We start from the raw sequence: 19,019 nt of genomic DNA, 5'->3' as shown, positions 1-19,019 counted from the left end.
TATCCTTTATGCCACATCAGGTTTCGTTTTCAGTTTGAGAAGACCAATGCCAAAGGCTGCCATTGCCACTGCTACAATGGCATTAAGGTAGTTGAAAAAAGCATAGGGCGCGTAGTCAAGTACATCTACCCCTAGTGTGGCAGTATAAAAGGCACCGGCCGTAGTCCACGGAATAAGACCTGTGGTCATAGTGGCACCTTCTTCAACTGAGCGCGAAAGAATGGCTGGCTCTAAATTTTGTTGCTCATATTTAGGCTTAAACAGTTGGCAACTTAGAATAATCGAAATATAGGCCTCGCCCATAGCAATGTTACCTAAAAAGCCCGACATAATCGTTGTCGCAATAAGGGTAGCGGTGCGCTGCACTCTTTTTATGATGCCTGCTAATAGTGCGCTAAGAAATCCCGCGCCGTGCAAAATTCCGCCTAGCGCGATAGCCATTAACGCCAGCAGTAAGGTCCAGCTCATGCTGCTAATGCCGCCGCGACCAAGCAAAGCATCTAAACTGGAGATACCCGTTGATTCCGGTGTATTTTCCCACTGCGCATTAAGCACAGAGATAGCACTTTCTTGCTGATAAAAAATCGCAATTAGCACGGCAAGTATAATGCTGCATGACATAGTCACTTCAGCGGGCACTTTTCTAATGCTCAGTACCGCGAGTAAAATCAGGGGTAATAAGGTAATCAGCGGCGTAAGGCTGTAATTGTTGGCGAGTGCTGTTTGAATTGAGGTGACCTCTGCCAAGTCTATATTTTGCTCACCATAGTTAAATCCGATCACTAAAAATATTAAAAAAGTGAGGATAAAAGTCGGCGTTGTAGTGAACAGCATGGCGTAAATGTGTCGATAAAGATCGGTGCCAGCACTCATAGCAGCAAGGTTTGTGGTATCTGAAATCGGCGACATTTTATCACCGAAGGTGGCACCGCAAACAATCATACCTGCGACTAAAGGCAGTGGAATATTCATGGCAGAGCCGATACCAATAAAAACCACACCTAAGGTGCCAACGGTACCCCAAGATGTTCCAGTTGCTAGCGACATCAAGGCGCACAGTAATAAACCAACAGCCAAAAACAAACTCGGACTCAACCAGCTAAGGCCATAATAAATAAGTGTGGCGATGGTGCCACTGTGCATAAAACTAGCAATCACCATGCCGATCAATATAAATATATAGATGGCAGGCATGGCTCTGGTGAGGGCGTTAGTCATCAACTCACGTATCTGTATATAGCCGTAACCAAGACTAAAAGCGTTGAGTCCTACCCACAACAGGCACAGAAACATTAGTGTATGCAGGCTGATCCCTAGACCAAAAAGTCCACCCGCTATGGTGATGATAATCACGCTAAAACAGATAAGAGACTGCAAAAAACTAGGGCTACGGGGTAAGTTAGGCGTAATTACAGACATTGGCACACATTATGGTAACAATTGGGATGAAGCTGAGTATATCAGTACAAGTAATTGGGTAAACTATAAACAAGCAGGATATCAAAAATAAACCTTTCATCTTTTGTAAGTGGTCGTTTAGCGCCAAAGAAAAAGCTGGCTAAAAAACTGTTGCGCTTGTCTGAGTGAAGATTATGGTTGCGAAGTAAATTTAGCCTATTGCCTTAAAAAAACATCTAGTCTGGTATAAATGACGTATCAAGGATGACCACATACGTTTTTAATCAATATTAACATGGTAAAAATTACCCATTCGTTATCGATTCGTAAGCTATTGTTGCGGTATATAATGTATTTGCGCGTGTTTTATTCCATGTAAAAGAGGCATTACCATGGATCACAACCCTTCTCAGCTACTTCGCGTTACCTGGGCACTTAAAACAAGCTTTATTGCTGATGCCTTGGCCATGCCGGTGCATTGGTATTATCAACCAATAGAAATAGAGCGTGCTTTTACGGGTGGTATTCAGCGCTTTGAAGCCGCACCTGAGTTTCATCCTTCATCTATTATGTCGTTGCACTCTAAACACAAAGGAGGGCGACAATCCAATGATAGTTCGTCTAAGGGACATGCATCTAAAGATCAGCCGCCGCAAGTGGTAGGCGATATTATTTTAAAAGATAAGGCGCAGTTTTGGGACAGACCGAATGTGCATTACCATCAAGGCATGCAGGCGGGTGAAAATACCCTTAACGCCCATTGCGCTCGTGTGCTGATGCGCACCTTGGCGCGTTCGCCACAACGCTACGACCGACAAGCATTTGTTAATGCCTACATTGACTTTATGACAATGACTCCCGCCGCTCATCCAGATACTTATGCAGAGTCCTACCACAGAGGATTTTTTGCTAACTTGGCGCAGGGACGCAAGCCTGAAAATTGTGGGATGATAACTCACGACACCGCATCCATAGGTGCATTGGTAACCGTAGCGCCCTTGGTTTTTTCAGAACGACTTAAAGGCATAAGCGAAGACGAAATAAAGATTACCTGCCGAGCGCATCTGGCATTGACCCATCCTGATGAATCTTTAATGCAGGTATGTGATAGCTACGTGCAACTCTTGTGTGGTCTGTTGGATGGCCCGGATGAGGGCGGCGCTAAAGCACTTTTACTTGAAGCAAGTATAGGCCTAACCAGTACTAATTTAGCCAGTCTGTTAAAACGTAACGTGCCCGACAATCAAGTCGTCGGCCAAGTGTTTTCAAGGGCATGTTATATTTCAGATTCTTGGCCTGTCGTTTTGTATCTGGCCTGTAAATACCAAAATGATCCTTGGCAAGCACTGCAAGTCAATACTAACTTAGGCGGTGACAACGTACATCGCGGCATAGTGCTGGGAACCTTGCTTGGACTGCAAAGCGATATTGTGGCCACCAGTTGGTTTGAACAACTGGTAGACCACAAAGAGATAGCTCAAGAAATTGACGCGCTTATACGCGAGGCAAGCGCTCCCAAACCGTAAGTTCAGACAAGGTATGCTGAAACTTGTGCTGAGTTTCACGGATCACAAACGGGACTTTTCGCGGCTCACCCACTAGCTTAAAGTGGCTTGATAATTGATCTTTCAAGCCATCTAATGTGCTGTAGTTTTCGCCATCTTTTTTGACCCCCCTATCCACTCTTCTTTAGGTGTATGCTCTTCCAGCCAAGTGTAAGGCGATGCAATAATGAGCAAGCCGCCGTCATTGATACGCGCCGCGATATCGGCCAAAAAACGGCTCGGCTGATAGAGCCTATCAATTAAATTTGCCGCCAGTACTAAATCATAAGAAGTGAATTGGGGTTTGAGATTACAGGCGTCGCCTTGATGAAATGCTACGCGGTTTGAATAAGCTTGCAACCCTAGTTCTTGCAGGGTACGAGTATGATAGCTAACTAATTCGCCTTCTTCGGCACGGGCGTAACGCACTGCACCTTGCTGCGCCATTTGAGCCGCTAGACGGGTAAAGTTTGCTGAGAAATCAATACCGTCTACTTCATCAAATTGACGGGCCAACTCAAAACTTGCTCGACCACACGCACAGCCTAAGTCAAGGGCTTTAACTGTGGGTTTACCCTTCATTGCCTCAAGTGCAATATCAGCTAAGGCTTTAGGGAAATTATCTACGCCATACCAAGTGTCACCAAAGTGAAACTCTGCGTATTCTGACAATAATTGATTACTTTCGTAATAAGCCTTAGGAGAAGTCGCTTCAATACTAGAGGCAATATAACGAAACCCAGCGTGCTGAAAGAAGTGACGTCTAAACGCATAACGTGCACTAAGGCGTGCTTCGTTACCACTTGAAATCCATGAGCCGCCTTTGATTAGATTGTGTTTACCATCAAAAGTTGGCGTGGTGAAATCATCATACAGTGGGTGTACTTTAAAGTTATCGAACGGGTAAATAGGCGTTTCAGTCCATTGCCACACATTGCCCACCACATCAAACCAATGACCATGTTGATAGCGCGTTACCGGGCAACATGATGCAAAATGGTCAAGATGCAAGTTAGCATTGGCCTTACTATTACCCAGCTCTTCGACGCCCGCTTCTGCACACAAGCGATACCATTCATCTTCCGTTGGCATGCGGATCAGTTGCCCAGTTTCTACTGTTTTCCATTCACAAAACGCTTTCGCTTCATGGTAGTTAACTTCAGCAGGCCAGTCCCAAGCCATATCAATTTCTTCGGTCATCAGACGTAAACGCCAGCCATTGTGCCAATGCCAAAATGCTGGGTGTTTCGCCTCAGTAAATTGTCGCCAAGCCAGGCCTTCATCACTCCAGAAACTACTTTGCTCATAACCACCGGCCTCAACAAACTCAAGAAACTCCTGATTGCTGACTAAATATTGGCTGGCTTTAAATTCAGCGACCTCTGCCTGATGTTGGCCATATTCGTTGTCCCAGCCATAGACATCACTATCAAAGGATTTGCCAAGATTAACAGAGCCGGCAGCGACGCTTATCAATTTATTTTTTGGCGCCTGGCCAGTCTCTTTGCAAGCAGGCCATTGAGGTAATGACTGGATTTTAGCCAGTTCATGCTGGCGAATGAGTACCGACGACGTCTCAAGGTGAATACGCTCGTGCTCAATCCCCATGACGATAGGCCACCAGGTATTTTTCCCAATCAATGGGTAGCACAAGGTCCAAGGTATCAATTAATGTTAATACTGTGGCACGTACTTTAGCGCGGTAGTCTTTTACCGCAGCAACACTGGGCCAGTCATAACTGTCCTCGGACAAATCATCCCAGCTCATTTCATCAACACCCACAGCAAAAATTGACTCCATATGAGGATTTATCCTATTGGGGATCAGATTTGCTAATAGTAGCTTGTTGATGAAAAAAGTGGCCGTATGCCCAAGATAGAAAATAAGCGGGTGGCGCAAGGGGATAGGTTTTTGATAAAAACCAGCATCGTCGCGCAAACAATCAAACAGTTGCGAATAGGTATCAAAGGTATTAGTGAAGTAAAGCGCGATTTCTTTGCGCTTGTCATCCACACTGCCACTGCTGAGTTTAGGGGTTCTGCGCAATGCACCAGGTTCAACGAACGTTGCGGATCGTTTAGCCATTTCTTGAGCGTTTTGTATAGGTAAAGTCATCCTGAAACACGTTCCTTAAATTTTTATTCTATAGTCATACGATTAACTACTGGATAAAGGCTCAACTTTTTTACTTTATATTGATATTATCCGCAAAAAATTTTGCTTGTGGTTAAACGACTCCGCCCTGCAGTTTTTTAATTGCTTCGACTAAATAATCTCGTGAGCAACCGAAGTTCAAGCGAAAATAGTCTTTATCACCAAAGTCTCTGCCCGCTGATGGACCGACACCTTTGGCTTCACACCAGGCTTGCGTATCGGTAACTTGCAAACCGCTTGCATCAACCCAGAGTAAAAAAGTCGCCGCGGGTGAGATAGCTTTTAAACCGTCAATTTTGTTGATCTCAGTGACTAAATAATCGCGATTTTCTATCAAATAAGCCAGCTGTTGTTGATGCCAGTCATCGCAATGCCTGAAGGCTGCATTAGTAGCGGTAAGCCCTGTGACGGTTACCGATGGTAACCTGCCGCGGGCTGCATGGTTGAAGGCTGCTCTTAATGTTTCGTTGGGGATAATAGCAAAAGACGTACCTAATCCCGCGATATTAAAGGTTTTACTCGCGGCCATCAATGTCACTGAATGCTCAGCTAACTCTGGGTGCGCACTGGCAGGCAAATGTGGCACGTCATCTAAAATTAAATCGCAGTGTATTTCATCCGAGCACAGCATGACGCCATGCTTTGTGCATATTGCTGCAATGGTGTCTAGTTCGGCTTGATTTAAGACTGTACCAAGCGGATTCATTGGATTACACATAATAAATAAGCTGGCTTTAGGATCCGCGGCAGCCGCTTCTAAGGCATTAAAGTCAAGTGTCCAGCGACCTTCCACTTCTATCGAGCCTATACAGGTTCGGTTGAGATGATTCAGTGCTGGTGCTGCCAATATAGGAGGATAATTGGGTGTTTGTACGATAATCGTATCCCCTGCTTGGCAATATGCTTGTATAGCCACATTAAAAGCCGGCACCACACCCGGAGTCCAGACTAGCCAACTAGGATCAATCTTCCAGTTATACTGACGTTGGCACCACGCCACAACGGCCTCACAGGCATCGGTATCGTGAGCCGGTGAGGTATATCCGAACAGGCCATCATCAATTCGCTGATGTAAGGCAGACAAAATAGGCTCAGCACAGCGAAACTCAGTATCAGCGATCCACATAGGCAGTATATCGGTACCTTTATATTTTTCCCATTTATGGGCTTTTGACGATGTACGGTCAGGTTTATCACTGAAGTTCATTGCGGGTCCTTTGAACGTTAATTTAGCAGTCTGCAGAAAACAGCCGATTTAGCTATGACTATTAACCTTTGGTTTAGGTTAAAACACAAGTCAAAATAACCCAAGAACTTGTTAATATTACATGCTTTTTTTGTCTGAGGGAGTACATAAAATAGTATTATAGTTAGCCGTACCTCTATTTAAATGACAGAGTCAAAACAAGTCAGACATTAATACCCCAAAAAATTGCTGATTAGCATCAAATAGAACCCTTATGTGCAGCTGTCTGACCCATTAGCCAAAAGTGATTTCTGATATGAAAATTAGCTTAAACCATCACTCGCAGTGATTACACTCTTACATAAATCACTGCCAAGTTAATAAAGTCAAAAATGAAACAACCTTGGAATGTAGCGAATGGATAGCTTGCTTGTCACAAAGAGGAAATCATAGCTTCAACGTCCTATATTGGCCCAAACAAAAAGGCCTCATCATTGCTGATGAGGCCTTTTGCTTGTCCAGCTCACCTAACGTTGTAGCCAAATAAAGTTATCCCCTGGTTGATGTCATGCAGTTTGTTTTTATGACCAAAGCATTTATAGGTTACTTTAATATCATTGCCATTGGCTTCTGTTATCACTAAAGGTCGGCCTGCGCTGTCATAAGCAAAACAATTAGTGCCATTTTGGCCGTCAACCGTTCAAATAACCAGCCTTGTACGCCATAGGTGCGCGACACAGAATCATGGGTGGTACAATTTAAGCAGCACGATTGAAGCAAATACGAGCCGATATAAAACACTTTATTCTTCCAGATAAGAAAACACCGAACGTATCCTCACTTGCAGCCTTTCGATGCACCTTCTATAGTTTTGGAACGTTTCAGTAACTTATTGAGGTTGACCAACCTCAATAAGGGAGAATAAATGAATAGCCTAGCCCAAGCCCCTATTCTTATAGGTCTAATACTCTTACTGCTATCTCTAAGACCTACATTGTCGATTAGCCGTTTACCCACAGAACAGCAGCTAGGGTGGCGTATTTTACTCGGGCTAGTTTTTGCTTTTATCGTCGGTTACCTCGGTTATCTCTACATGTTAAGCGATCACCGAGCGACCAAATTGGAAATAGTGGTGGCATTAGTCTTTTGTGGCGGAGGGGGCTTTGTTTTTATTATTACTCGCATGAGTGAAAAAACCATTCATTTACTTGTCGATCAAGCTAATAGACATTTACACCAGGCACATCACGATCCCTTGACTCGCTTACCCAATCGGATCGTATTTTATAAAAAACTTTCACAAATAATCCAAGACAATCATATATTTTGCTGCTTAATACTCGACTTAAATGATTTTAAAAAGATCAATGATACTCATGGGCACGAGTGCGGTGACAAAGTATTAATATCTGTCGCTGAACGCATTCGTAGCTGCTTACCAGAAAATGCTGTCGTAGCAAGGCTTGGGGGAGATGAATTGGGAGTGTTATTACTTGGCAGCTTTACTAGTCATGGTCAGGTCTTTGTTGAGCAGCTGCACCAGCTCATTGGCCAACCAATAAATTATGAACAGCACATTATTCATGTTGGGGTAAGCATAGGTATTGCTGAATACCCACGCCATGGTTCCAATCGTAAACATTTACTCAACCATGCTGATATTGCCATGTATCAAGCTAAGCGTAACAGAAAAGTATATTGCCTCTATGAAACGCATTTTTCAACGACATCTCAAAATGTCTCAGATTGAGGCATTAGTGATAAAAATCAATTAAATCTTGCGACTATTCAGTGGCTCGTCATCATTCTCGCAGTTTAAGTTAGCAAGTTTACAAATGCTTTGGGTCATGCCCTTAACATCCCTTCAGATACCGTAAATTCAATGATTAACAGCTTAGGTGTCTAAGTCAGTCCTTATCGAGAGCATCAAATGCCAGAAACAAAATACCCATTATTCCTATTTTTTATATTTGTCTTGAATCTTACGGCGGGATAGCTTGCTTGTCACAAAGAGGAACCCGAGGTTCAAAGTTTTATCTTTCGCCAAAACAAAAAAGCCTCATCATTTCTGATGAGGCTTTGTCGTTGAATGTGGCGGAGGGATAGCTTGCTTGTCACAAATAGGAACCCAGAGGTTTAAATTCCTATTTTTAGCCCAAATAAAAAGGCCTTATCTTTCGATAAGGCCTCTTCATTAGAATGTGGCGGAGGGATAGGGATTTGAACCCAAGAAACCAGACGCAAAATAAAATTAAAATTCATTATAATCAATTGCTAATCGAAAAATCACATCTCAGAAAGTGAACATTCGTAGTCGATATATGACATTTAAGTCTTTATCGGTTAGGTTGTCAATGATTAACGCCCCAAGCAGGGGATTTTATGAGTGTTTTACAGCGAGTAAAATTCCCGCTGACTTGGTTTGTTATACATCCGTCTTATAACCCCTTTTGCCAACGAGTTGGGTAAACCCCTTTGAATACAATATTCATGAATTCATCTTTACTAATAAGCTCTTTCTTGAGTTTGAAGCCATAATAAATAGCTCCTGATACTAAACAAAATATATACAGAGAGACTGCCAAAACCAATATACACAAAGCGAATGCGGCCGAGATTAAACCACCACTATAGCTACGAATAGGCACATCAGCCTCAATACCTAAGTTGGAAGCTATTACAAAGAACAAGTTGTACGCAACGATAATTCCCAAGAAGCAACCAACAGAACCTACTTTCACAGTCTGCGAATAAAAATAAGGCTTTAAGTTCCTCTGACTATTTATCGCTCGAATTAAAATGTGACGTACCTCAAGTATGTATAACGCCTCAATATGGGGCGCACAAATGCATGGCTAAACTTAGCGACGAAGGAGCGCAAGCCATGCGTTTTGCGTCCATGCCATAATTGACTTGTTATATACCTTTTACTTCTCTGCCTTTATTTTAGGTAGTTGCACTTGCAATATAACAAATGCAGGAATCAATGGTAAAAAAGCTAACCAAGATAATGGAGTAACAACCCAAAACCAGATAAACCAAGCTTCTGCGATAATTAGTAGGAATAATTTACTAACACGCTTAAAAAGCATTAAGTCCCCCATAGCCGATAAAGGTAAACCAAAACCTAGTAAACCAAATAAGGCTATAGATGGATGAAGAGTCTCAATTTTAATGCTTTTTATCACTGAAAAATAAAATTCGTAGCCATAGCTAAATAGCAAAGGGCTCAGTAAACAAAACACCCAAACAGTACTCCAGCTAGCATTACGCTGATGCTTAGAATGGATTTTATTTTTTTCTTGAAGCTTGCTCAATGCATCCATTTAACTCAGGCTATCCCTAGGTATATAACAGCTTATTGAAGGGCTTGCGCAGTAAAGTCAGTCCCTTAACTTATTGATTAATAATATCCTACATTTGCTATCTTATTGAAGTAAAGCAATTAATTGTATCAAGCAGACAAAAACAAACCGAGCTTGCGTGTAAAGTAGAGTTTGTGGTCACCGCCAGAAAAATTAAAAGCATTAATATCAGACAATTACGATTTTTCTATTTTAAATACGATACAACTAAAGAACGATTTTCAATCAATTTTTATCATAAATTGATGAAACACCATTATAACTGTACATAAAAACAGTGCAGACCATATAAAAGTGGTGATGCTTCTTTTGTCTTTAACGCTTTTGATTTTTAACATGCGCAGCATGTGGCTGTTGGGTTCAAAGGGGTATCCCCTTGCCCGTAGCACCTATCCGACCTTTTGGAACAAAAGTGGGATAGGTGCGTACCGGGTTTCGCTGTAGTCCCACTTTTTAAGTGGGCTGCTTTGGCTTCGCACTCACTGAGTGCGAAGCGGTTTAAATTGCATTCTTTAAGTGAACAGTTACGTGAAATGAGCGTGAAATTAACGCGAAAAAGGTGAATATTCGATTTCTCAGCAAGATTTATTATCGATTTACGCCCGTAGGATTTGATAAGTGCTACTGAGAAATGATGCCGCGGGTAGGTTTCATCATTTCTCAGGCTGGTTATTGGTTCTGTGAGAGCAAATTTTGGCATATAAAGTCACTCAGGATTTACTGACTGTTGTCATGATTAACCCTCTACGGTTAATCTTTCAGCAAAAATCCTCTCATATAATCCCACTTCTTATACTGGTAGAAATAGATTCAATGTGTAACTGACTTTATCCACCACAGGTTTGAGTGTTTTCACATCATATTGCTTGCCGTATCGTCCATAGGTGATGTTGTGATAAACGTGTCCAACGATTTGTGCCACCATCGACTCTTCGATTTGCAGTTGTTTAAGCTCATCAATAAAGGTGTGACGAAATGAATAGGCTGTAGGTCGCTTACCTGCGATAAAGTTAAGTTGGTCGAGTAATTTGCCAAACTCTCGGCAGAATCTGTGCGCCCAAACACCATCGCTACTGGGTTGATAATCAAATAACTGACTGTTTTTTGATGCTCGGTCAGTTATGGTTTGAACGAAATCGGTAAAACCGAGCTCAATTAGCTTTTGATGTAGCGGAACGGTTCGCTTTGACTGCGCAGTCTTAAGTTGTTGGCTCATGCCTTCATTAGTCACGTGAATGACGCTGATACCATCGATTACGGTTATATCATTGCTGTGTAGCTGACAAGCCTCTGAAGGTCGTAAACCGTGATACAGCATCAATAGTGTTATCCATTTAAAGTCAGGGTGTTTATCAATAAAGTCTTGTGATTGCAGTACGTGTTTTAGTTGCGCTGGTTGCCAGCGCTGACGCGCTAAATCATGCCCAGCTTGGTTGCTCGGTTTTGATAGCTTCACTTCATCAAACGGGTTGGCGCTGGTGTAGCGCATCAATTTGCACCATTTAAAGAACTGCGACACCGCTGCTAGGTAGTCTTTGTTACTTTTGTGGCTTCTGCCCTCTTCAAGTAAACAATCCTTGTATTCCATCGCCTCAGCGCTAGTGATGTCAAATACATCATCTAGGTGGGTTAGCTCAATAAAGTGGCCTATACGTTGATTTAGCTGCTTTACCGTTAACACTGAGACAGACTGCTTTTGTTTAGACGCTATAAACTTAATTAGTGCATCCGTTAATGTGACGTTAGCGACTGAATTTGTTTGATTTTTACTACTCGATTTATTTGAGAATGCCAAGTTTGTTGGTGAAGGGTAATTGTCATATGCCGTACTATTATGTGCTAATTGTGTTGGCCGAGTGGGAATAAACTGAATGATTTCCCGCACGGGCTTAGCCTTATCATCAAGCGTATCTGTTACCCCCACAAAGCCTGCACGGGTATCATTAATCAATTGATTAACCTGTGCTTTAAACGCATCTGGCATTGATTGTTGCGTTAAGTTGCTGATTAATGGGCGCAAGATACCCGCAACGACAAGATTACGGCCTATCGCGATTGAGCGCTGTTTAGTGAGCAAGGATACTTTAATGTCGGCAGCAAAGCCTTTATCACGAAGATAAGCAGGCAATACCATGCGGGTGTAATAGGTGCAATTTGTGGCTCTGAATAGGTACATATGTCTCAGTCATCCGTTTTGGGTCTGAGAATATGATTTTTCAAATGCTAAAAAGCAAAAAAGCCATTGATTATCAATGGCTTTTTCACTTTAGAATGTGGCGGAGGGATAGGGATTTGAACCCTAGAACGGGATAAACCGTTGCCGGTTTTCAAGACCGGTGCATTCGACCACTCTGCCATCCCTCCGAACGAGCTGAATAATATAAGTATCTCTGGTGCTTGTAAACTATAAACTTTAAAAAAAAATCTAAATGTTTACCATTTGACCACTATGATGTGTTTTTATGCAAAAATGGATAAAACCGCCCTACTTGGGCTTACATCCCTTTATAACAGTTAACTTGCTAGACGATTCATTTAAAGACTTTACAGCGCTTTATGCTACTATTTGAGTCATTATTTTCCAGTATATCGTCCACTTATTAATTTATGAATCTAACATTGCTTCCTAGTGCCAAACTGGCACCACAATTTCATGTACCTAAAGAGGTACCAAGTACTTTTTATCCAAGTCACTTATTGCTGGGTCAGGATAGAGTTGTTGATAGCTTTAAATTAATGAATAAAGTGAGCGGGCAAAATCTGTTTCTAGCTGATTTCCCAGGTGTGGACCGTGTCGATTTTATTGAAGCATTATGTACACAGGCTGATACTCCTGCGGATCAATACCTGGTTGCAACAAAATCAACAGAAGATCTCCAGCCGGTTAAATTTAAATGGCAGCCGCAGCGTCCCCCTGAAAATGTTGGCACAATCGCTAAACAACAATCATTGTTTTGTTATTTACAAGGTCCTATAAGACGTAATGACCTTATTGGGAAAATGCAAAAGACCGATAAAAATAGCCAATATAAAGCAGGGGCATTAGCATCTAATCATTTTGTGTTTATTTGTTTGCAGTCAATTTGGAAACGCGAAGGTCTATGGGAGTTGTTGTTACAAATTCTCTCTGATGGAGAGTATCGTATTAATCAAGATTTAGCCCCTATTCCATTAAACTGCAAGATTATACTAGTGGGCTCGGGTATCTCTTTTAGTCACTTACAAAGTGAGGACAGATTATTTAGTCAGCATTTTCCAATATTAGCTGAAATCAGTTATGAGTTAGATTTAACCAAACATTCAGAAACGCAATATGTGCAGTGGTTAGCGACATTAGCCAATAAACAAGGCGTAGTGCTTGAAACATCAAGCATATTACCGTTACTTTGGTACAGTTCTAGACTCATTGAGCATCAACAAAGATTAAGTCTGAACATGATAGGCATGCGATCTTTAATGCTTCAAGCTAAGGCTTTTATTCCTAGCCTGCCAAGTAACAAACAGGGTAATGGTATTAACAGTAATGCTGTGGCTAAAGCTTTACAGCAACTCAAGTTTCGTCACAATAGTTCAGAAATTTATTCAGCCCAAAGTTTTGATGATAACTTTATTAACCTCCCTACCGAAGGGGCTATGGTTGGGCAAATCAATGCATTAACGGTTATCGATACGAGCGACTACTCATATGGAGAACCTGCCCGTATTACGGCATCAGTTCACTATGGTGATGGAGAAATTGCGGATATTGAAAGAAAATCTGAGCTTGGAGGCAATATTCATACAAAAGGCATGATGATCCTTTCGTCCTGTTTGTATCGCATATTTGGCCGTGATGCGCCGCTTCATTTAAATGCCAATATTGTATTTGAACAATCTTATCAAGAAATTGATGGTGACAGTGCTTCATTAGCTGAGTACTGCTGCTTAATGTCTGCCATTGCAGAACACCCGATTTTACAATCTTTAGCTGTCACAGGTGCATTAGACCAATTTGGTAATGTACAAGCTATCGGCGGCGTGAATGAGAAAATTGAAGGTTTCTTTAATTTATGTTCTCGCCGAGGTTTAACAGGTGAGCAAGGTGTGATTATTCCTAAAGCGAATATTTTGCAGTTAAACCTTGAACCAGAGGTAATAGCTGCAATTGCTGAGGAAAAGTTTCATATTTACGCCATTGAGCACATGGATCAAGCTGTTGAATTATTGATGACTATCCCTGCTGGTGTAGCAAATGAGGATAATGATTTTCCACCAGAAACCTTATACGGCATGGTACAACAACGACTCGATCGTCTTGCAGGGCACGGAGACGAGGTCGAACTTAACTTTTTTGCAAAAATATTAGCAAAATTAGGCATTATTTAGTGATCGGAGTTGTTTAGCTTACACGTGTTCGCTATCTTGTCTGCATCAAAAAGTCATTCTAGTGGTATTGAGAAAAATGGAAAGAGCAAACAGTTTTACCAAGGAACAACTAATCGCATGTGGTCACGGCAATTTACTCGGTCCTAATCGTCCACGTTTACCTGTAGACAACATGTTAATGATGGATCGCATTGTCACTATTAATGATAATGGCGGTGAATTTGGTAAAGGCGAGATCGTTGCAGAACTCGATATCAATCCAGACTTATGGTTTTTTGATTGCCATTTTATCACTGACCCTGTTATGCCGGGTTGCTTAGGCTTAGATGCTATGTGGCAATTGGTTGGATTTTACTTAGGCTGGGAAGGCGCTGATGGTAAAGGCCGTGCATTAGGCGTCGGTGAAGTTAAATTTACAGGACAAGTTTTACCCGATTCAAAAAAAGTGACCTACAGACTTAATATTAAACGCACTATTCATCGCAAACTGGTTATGGGTATTGCAGATGCCACATTAGAAGTGGATGGTCGTCAAATCTATTCAGCGAAAGATTTAAAAGTGGGTGTATTTAGCGACACTTCTACTTTCTAACTCAATTAGAATTGAATATTAATGATCTCAACAAGTCTAATTACCTGACTATGTTAATGCCCTCAAAGTGAGGGCATTTTTTGGTCTATATAATCCACAAATGATTCAGATCATTTATTAAACAGCCCATTCAACCTGCCATCAATGCCCTCACGCCAACCGCCAAGCCATTGCGACCGAGGGTCTAAACCAGCATAGGGACACAATTCCTTAGAGCGTCCTCCTATCCCTGCTTGAAACCCTTTTGAAAAAGCCCTATCTAAACGATCTCTTTTTTGTCTTTTCATGTAAGCGTCCTCGTTTGTGATTAAACTGACTCGCTATACTTAAAACCCGTTGTATTAAACAAGCCAGACAAATAGAAATAGCTCGTTTTTCAAACAAGATCAACACAAAAAATCATCAATTAGAGTGAAGGTTAATTAACATATTGAGAATAAAAATAAAAAAAAATCGAGAATATTTTCTCGATTTTTTATGTTTCATAGTCTACTCAATAACAGTATCAGCACATAGCGTAAATCAGCGTTTAACTGAGTTCAACAAGCTGCTAGAGTGATTAACGCTTACTTAGCTAATTTGACTTTGCGTCGTCTTAACCATAATAGTGGCAGCGCAAATAACCATGACAAACTTGCTGCACCTTGACGCACATAAGGTTTCTCTTCTGGTACATCAGTGTAACTACACGCTTCACCGCTAGTCGGTTTTAACACCACCATACGAGGAAGATAAGATGTAACCGGATTACCATTCCCGTCTAGCGCAAAATAAGGTAGGCCGTTTTCTTCATTGATGATTAAGTTACCCAGAAGATCAAATTGATACTGTGGTTTTCGAATAAATGCGGTACCCACAATAGTACCATCTTCATTGATACTATTAGCTTCAACGACATAAAATTCTGAATCGTACGTTAACTCTTCTCCTGTGCCATCTTGAATAGTGATTTTCTTACGAGCCCACGAATCACCAGAAGCTTCATAACCTTTTGATTCACAAACCAAAAGGTTGTTAATGTTTAAAAACTCTTTATCTGCGTGATTATATAAAAAACCCGCTTTTGGCCTAGGTTTTTCTTTATCGTAAGTCACTTCAATTTGACCCACTACTTGACCTTTATTATTAATGTCTTTCGCTTTGCTACTAAGATCTGAAAGTCCGATATTAAAATCATCAGGAGTGACGGGTAACTCTGTTGTATTATTGGTGTCAAAAATGAAAAACTTACTACGTACATAGCCGCCAATGTACTTTTGGTAACTACCAACCATTAAACCATCATCATTTATATCATATGACATTGAGGCTAAAATATCGTTATCTTTAAAATCAACCCAATTATATTGATACACACCATTTGCATCTTTTTTCCAAAAAGCGGCATCCTGACGTAAATTATTAGTATCCCCATTGCGATAAACATGGGAGCGTCCAACAACATCTGCTTGACTATTAATACCTAGCCCTTGGGCAGTAAATACCAAAGTTGAATCGCCTGGAGTTAACCCCAAAGGTAATTCAGTAACTGAAGGCTTACCTTCATCATCAATAGTATTTAAATCCCACACAAGAGCACGGGTTTGATATTGAATGTTACGGCGATTATTGACAGGGTATTGATCTGCTTGAACACAGACATCGATCGGTGCAGGGTTATCCACATCAGGATTATAATTATCAATACAAAGGTTGACTCGGTCTTTACTGAATGAAGCCAGCTCAGTGCTGCCGTAACCCGTTGCAATATTACTTTCATTTACAGCTGACGCCGATGACCAACCGCCTAACTCAACCGTCGCGGCAGGTTTATCACCGCTAGCTTCACGCGTAAAGGTGGTATATGGCGGAATTAAAGGCAGTTCAATTGCAGGACTTTCATTCGATTGAACCGCTACACCACGCAGTTCAAAATCACGAATATACCAATACTCTTGGTCTTCTATGGTACCTTCATAAGGTATTTTTTGTTCTGGCGCACTATAAGCACCGACTTTAATACCGCTGCTATTCATACCATAAAAATAGCTATCCACTGAATTGACGACTTGCTCGCCTTCCGCATCTAACGTGTCGGGAGCAGTCGTACCTGCGATACTAAAAAAAGCAGGTTTCCATGCTTCAGCAGCATTTGCAGCAGCAGTAAAGGTAAAGTTATTTGCTTCAATTGGTGTATAAATTGAATAAGTAATTTTTTCGGCTGGTGCTATACCATCTTCAACATCTATAATGCCGCCTTCAATATCTTCAGTGCTGAGCTTCTTTTTCCCCTTAGAAATACCGACTAATTCATCGTTATTATCAACACCTAACGCATAACCTGAACGAGTGCCTGTGAGCGTACCGCGTAAATCGTAAGTCACTTCATCTAGGTTATCAATCTCATATACAGGTGCTGCTTGCGCACTGCCAATAACACTTAATACACTGATAGCAACCAATGATAAGGCTCTGTCTAACTTTAACTTCATGTAAACTATTCCTGTTTTATTATTCTTTATTTTAATGATTCAAGCTCTTCCCAACGCTCAAAACATTTTTCTAAATTCTGTTCGGTTGTCGCTAATAGCTGTAATGCATTATTAACCGTATCTTGAGGCTGATTATAAAAGTCAGCATTGTTCGTCGTTGCTTGTAAAGATGCAATTTTTTGCTCTAACTGTTCCATCTTAGCTGGCAACTCATCCAGTTCACGTTGCATCTTATAAGACAGCTTTTTTGCAGGCTTTTCAGCAGCCTTAACTGGAGCCACTTCTTTAACCGCTGGAGCTTGGACAACGATTTCTGCCGCAGGTTCCTCAGAATAAAATTTTGCACCTTGGGATACCGCATCTTGGTAACCGCCAACATACTCACTCCAATGGCCATTTCCAGTAAACCACCAGCTACTTGTCACTGTATTATCGATAAATGCTCTATCGTGGCTGACGATTAATAAGGTACCTTCGAAATCAGTTAGTAGTGACTCTAACAACTCTAAGGTCTCAATATCAAGATCGTTTGTTGGTTCATCGAGGATAATTAAGTTTGCTGGACGTAGGAGTAAGCGAGCAAGCAATAACCGGTTTTTCTCTCCGCCAGATAAGGCTTTAACCGGCGTTCTTGCACGCATAGGCGAGAACAAGAAATCCTGTAAGTAGCTTAAAATATGACGATCTTGTCCATTTACTGTTACTGTACTTTTACCTTCACCGACGTTTTCTTCAACGGTTTTTTCAGGATCAAGCGCTTCACGGTACTGATCAAAGTAAGCCACTTCTAACTTGGTGCCGACTTTAATTTCACCAGATTGCGGTTGCAGTTGATCAATTAACAATTTAATTAGAGTTGATTTGCCGCACCCATTAGGGCCGATTAAGGCAATACGGTCACCACGCATGACAGTTGAGCTGAAGTTTTTAACTAAATTTTTCTCAGGAATGTTGTAATCAACATTAAGAATATCAAACACCAACTTACCTGAACGTTGACCATCTGACACGGCCATTTTGGCATTGCCTTGACGATTTAAGCGCTCTCCCCGCTCTCGGCGTAATGCTTCAAGAGATCTCACTCGTCCTTCATTACGGGTACGACGTGCTTTAACACCTTGTCTTATCCAGACTTCTTCTTCTGCCAGTTTTTTATCAAATTGAGCATTCTTTTCAGCTTCAACTCTTAACCATTCAATCTTGCCATCAAGATAAGTTTGATAGTTACCAGGCCAAGATGTCACCACACCTCGATCTAAATCGACAATACGAGTCGCCATACGTTGAATAAAACCACGGTCATGGCTGACAAACACAATAGCGCCTTTAAAACTCATTAAGAACTGCTCAAGCCATTCGATAGTATCGATATCTAAATGGTTGGTTGGTTCATCAAGTAACAATAAATCTGGCTCGCTTACTAACGCACGCGCTAACGCGACTTTACGTTGCCAACCACCTGACAATTCAGATAATGGCTTATCCGCATCTAGGCGAAGTAGTTCACAGGTTTGCATGATGCGAGAATCTAACTGCCAACCGTTATTATGATCAAGAATGTCCTGAAGAGGCTGCATTTCCTTTAGCATACGATCCATTTCGTCAGGCGATGCATCGGCGATGTCGTGAGACAATTGATGGTACTTCTCTAATGCTTCACCAACTTCCTGTAAACCTGCGGCAATATAAGCATAAACAGTGCCTGTTTCTGCTTTAGGAGGGTCTTGCTGTAAGCGACTGACATTAACATTATTAGTGATGTTAAATTCGCCATCGTCGAGTAATACATCACCCGACAAAATTTTCATTAAACTCGATTTTCCAGCACCATTACGGCCAACAATACACACCCGTTCTCCGGGTTCAATGGTAAAATCGGCATTTTGCAATAATGGCGTGTAACCATAGGCTAATGAGCCATTACTAATTCGAACAAGACTCAC

11 protein-coding genes, 1 tRNA gene and 1 pseudogene are annotated in these 19,019 nt (G+C 41.5%); 4 read left to right on the top strand and 9 right to left on the bottom strand.

The genetic code is table 11. The annotated features are described in order from the left end of the window. Positions 1–6: 6 nt before the first annotated feature. Positions 7–1,419, bottom strand: coding sequence for a Na+/H+ antiporter NhaC (gene nhaC / locus ACRWQM_RS05280; protein WP_434931484.1), 1,413 nt, complete (start codon positions 1,417–1,419; stop codon positions 7–9). A 371-nt stretch (positions 1,420–1,790) separates the two neighbouring features. On the opposite strand from nhaC, the gene ACRWQM_RS05275 reads away from it, so the two are divergent. After that, the gene (locus ACRWQM_RS05275; RefSeq protein ID WP_434931483.1) at positions 1,791–2,924 is read left to right on the top strand and encodes an ADP-ribosylglycohydrolase family protein; all 1,134 of its coding nucleotides are present in this window, start codon (positions 1,791–1,793) and stop codon (positions 2,922–2,924) included. Here ACRWQM_RS05275 and ovoA read toward each other — a convergent pair. Next, positions 2,893–5,028 (bottom strand): annotated as a pseudogene (gene ovoA / locus ACRWQM_RS05270) (5-histidylcysteine sulfoxide synthase). The gene ACRWQM_RS05275 and the pseudogene ovoA sit on opposite strands and share 32 nt — an antisense overlap. Before the next feature lie 142 nt (positions 5,029–5,170). Continuing rightward, positions 5,171–6,304, bottom strand: coding sequence for a MalY/PatB family protein (locus ACRWQM_RS05265; RefSeq protein WP_434931482.1), 1,134 nt, complete (start codon positions 6,302–6,304; stop codon positions 5,171–5,173). Between the two features lie 904 nt (positions 6,305–7,208). Here ACRWQM_RS05265 and ACRWQM_RS05260 point away from each other — a divergent pair. Beyond that, positions 7,209–8,033 (top strand): diguanylate cyclase domain-containing protein, encoded by an 825-nt coding sequence (locus tag ACRWQM_RS05260; protein WP_434931481.1) that lies wholly within the window; start codon positions 7,209–7,211, stop codon positions 8,031–8,033. A gap of 1,177 nt (positions 8,034–9,210) precedes the next feature. Here the strand turns inward: ACRWQM_RS05260 and ACRWQM_RS05255 are convergent. From ACRWQM_RS05255 to ACRWQM_RS05245, 3 genes are all read right to left on the bottom strand, one after another. Then, positions 9,211–9,609 (bottom strand): hypothetical protein, encoded by a 399-nt coding sequence (locus ACRWQM_RS05255; protein ID WP_434931480.1) that lies wholly within the window; start codon positions 9,607–9,609, stop codon positions 9,211–9,213. Between the two features lie 829 nt (positions 9,610–10,438). Next, positions 10,439–11,824 (bottom strand): site-specific integrase, encoded by a 1,386-nt coding sequence (locus ACRWQM_RS05250; protein WP_434931479.1) that lies wholly within the window; start codon positions 11,822–11,824, stop codon positions 10,439–10,441. 98 nt (positions 11,825–11,922) lie between these two features. Beyond that, positions 11,923–12,012, bottom strand: a tRNA-Ser gene (locus ACRWQM_RS05245). 243 nt (positions 12,013–12,255) lie between these two features. On the opposite strand from ACRWQM_RS05245, the gene ACRWQM_RS05240 reads away from it, so the two are divergent. Then, positions 12,256–14,013: a S16 family serine protease gene (locus ACRWQM_RS05240; protein WP_434931478.1), complete on the top strand. Its 1,758-nt coding sequence runs from the start codon at positions 12,256–12,258 to the stop codon at positions 14,011–14,013. A 76-nt stretch (positions 14,014–14,089) separates the two neighbouring features. Then, positions 14,090–14,605 (top strand): bifunctional 3-hydroxydecanoyl-ACP dehydratase/trans-2-decenoyl-ACP isomerase, encoded by a 516-nt coding sequence (gene fabA, locus ACRWQM_RS05235; RefSeq protein ID WP_434931477.1) that lies wholly within the window; start codon positions 14,090–14,092, stop codon positions 14,603–14,605. A 110-nt stretch (positions 14,606–14,715) separates the two neighbouring features. On the opposite strand, the gene rmf is transcribed toward fabA, so the two are convergent. From rmf to ACRWQM_RS05220, 3 genes are all read right to left on the bottom strand, one after another. Next, the gene (rmf, locus tag ACRWQM_RS05230) at positions 14,716–14,892 is read right to left on the bottom strand and encodes a ribosome modulation factor (protein WP_226414298.1); all 177 of its coding nucleotides are present in this window, start codon (positions 14,890–14,892) and stop codon (positions 14,716–14,718) included. Positions 14,893–15,171: 279 nt separating this feature from the next. Further along, positions 15,172–17,076 carry a DUF3466 family protein gene (locus tag ACRWQM_RS05225; RefSeq protein ID WP_434931476.1) on the bottom strand — a complete coding sequence of 635 codons (1,905 nt, stop codon included), beginning with the start codon at positions 17,074–17,076 and terminating at the stop codon, positions 15,172–15,174. 26 nt (positions 17,077–17,102) lie between these two features. Then, positions 17,103–19,019: an ABC transporter ATP-binding protein gene (locus ACRWQM_RS05220; RefSeq protein WP_434931475.1), complete on the bottom strand. Its 1,917-nt coding sequence runs from the start codon at positions 19,017–19,019 to the stop codon at positions 17,103–17,105.

It is taken from the genome of Shewanella sp. HL-SH5, from assembly GCF_051163755.1.
Lineage (GTDB): Bacteria > Pseudomonadota > Gammaproteobacteria > Enterobacterales > Shewanellaceae > Shewanella > Shewanella glacialimarina.
This window is presented reverse-complemented; position numbering and strand designations above follow the sequence as displayed.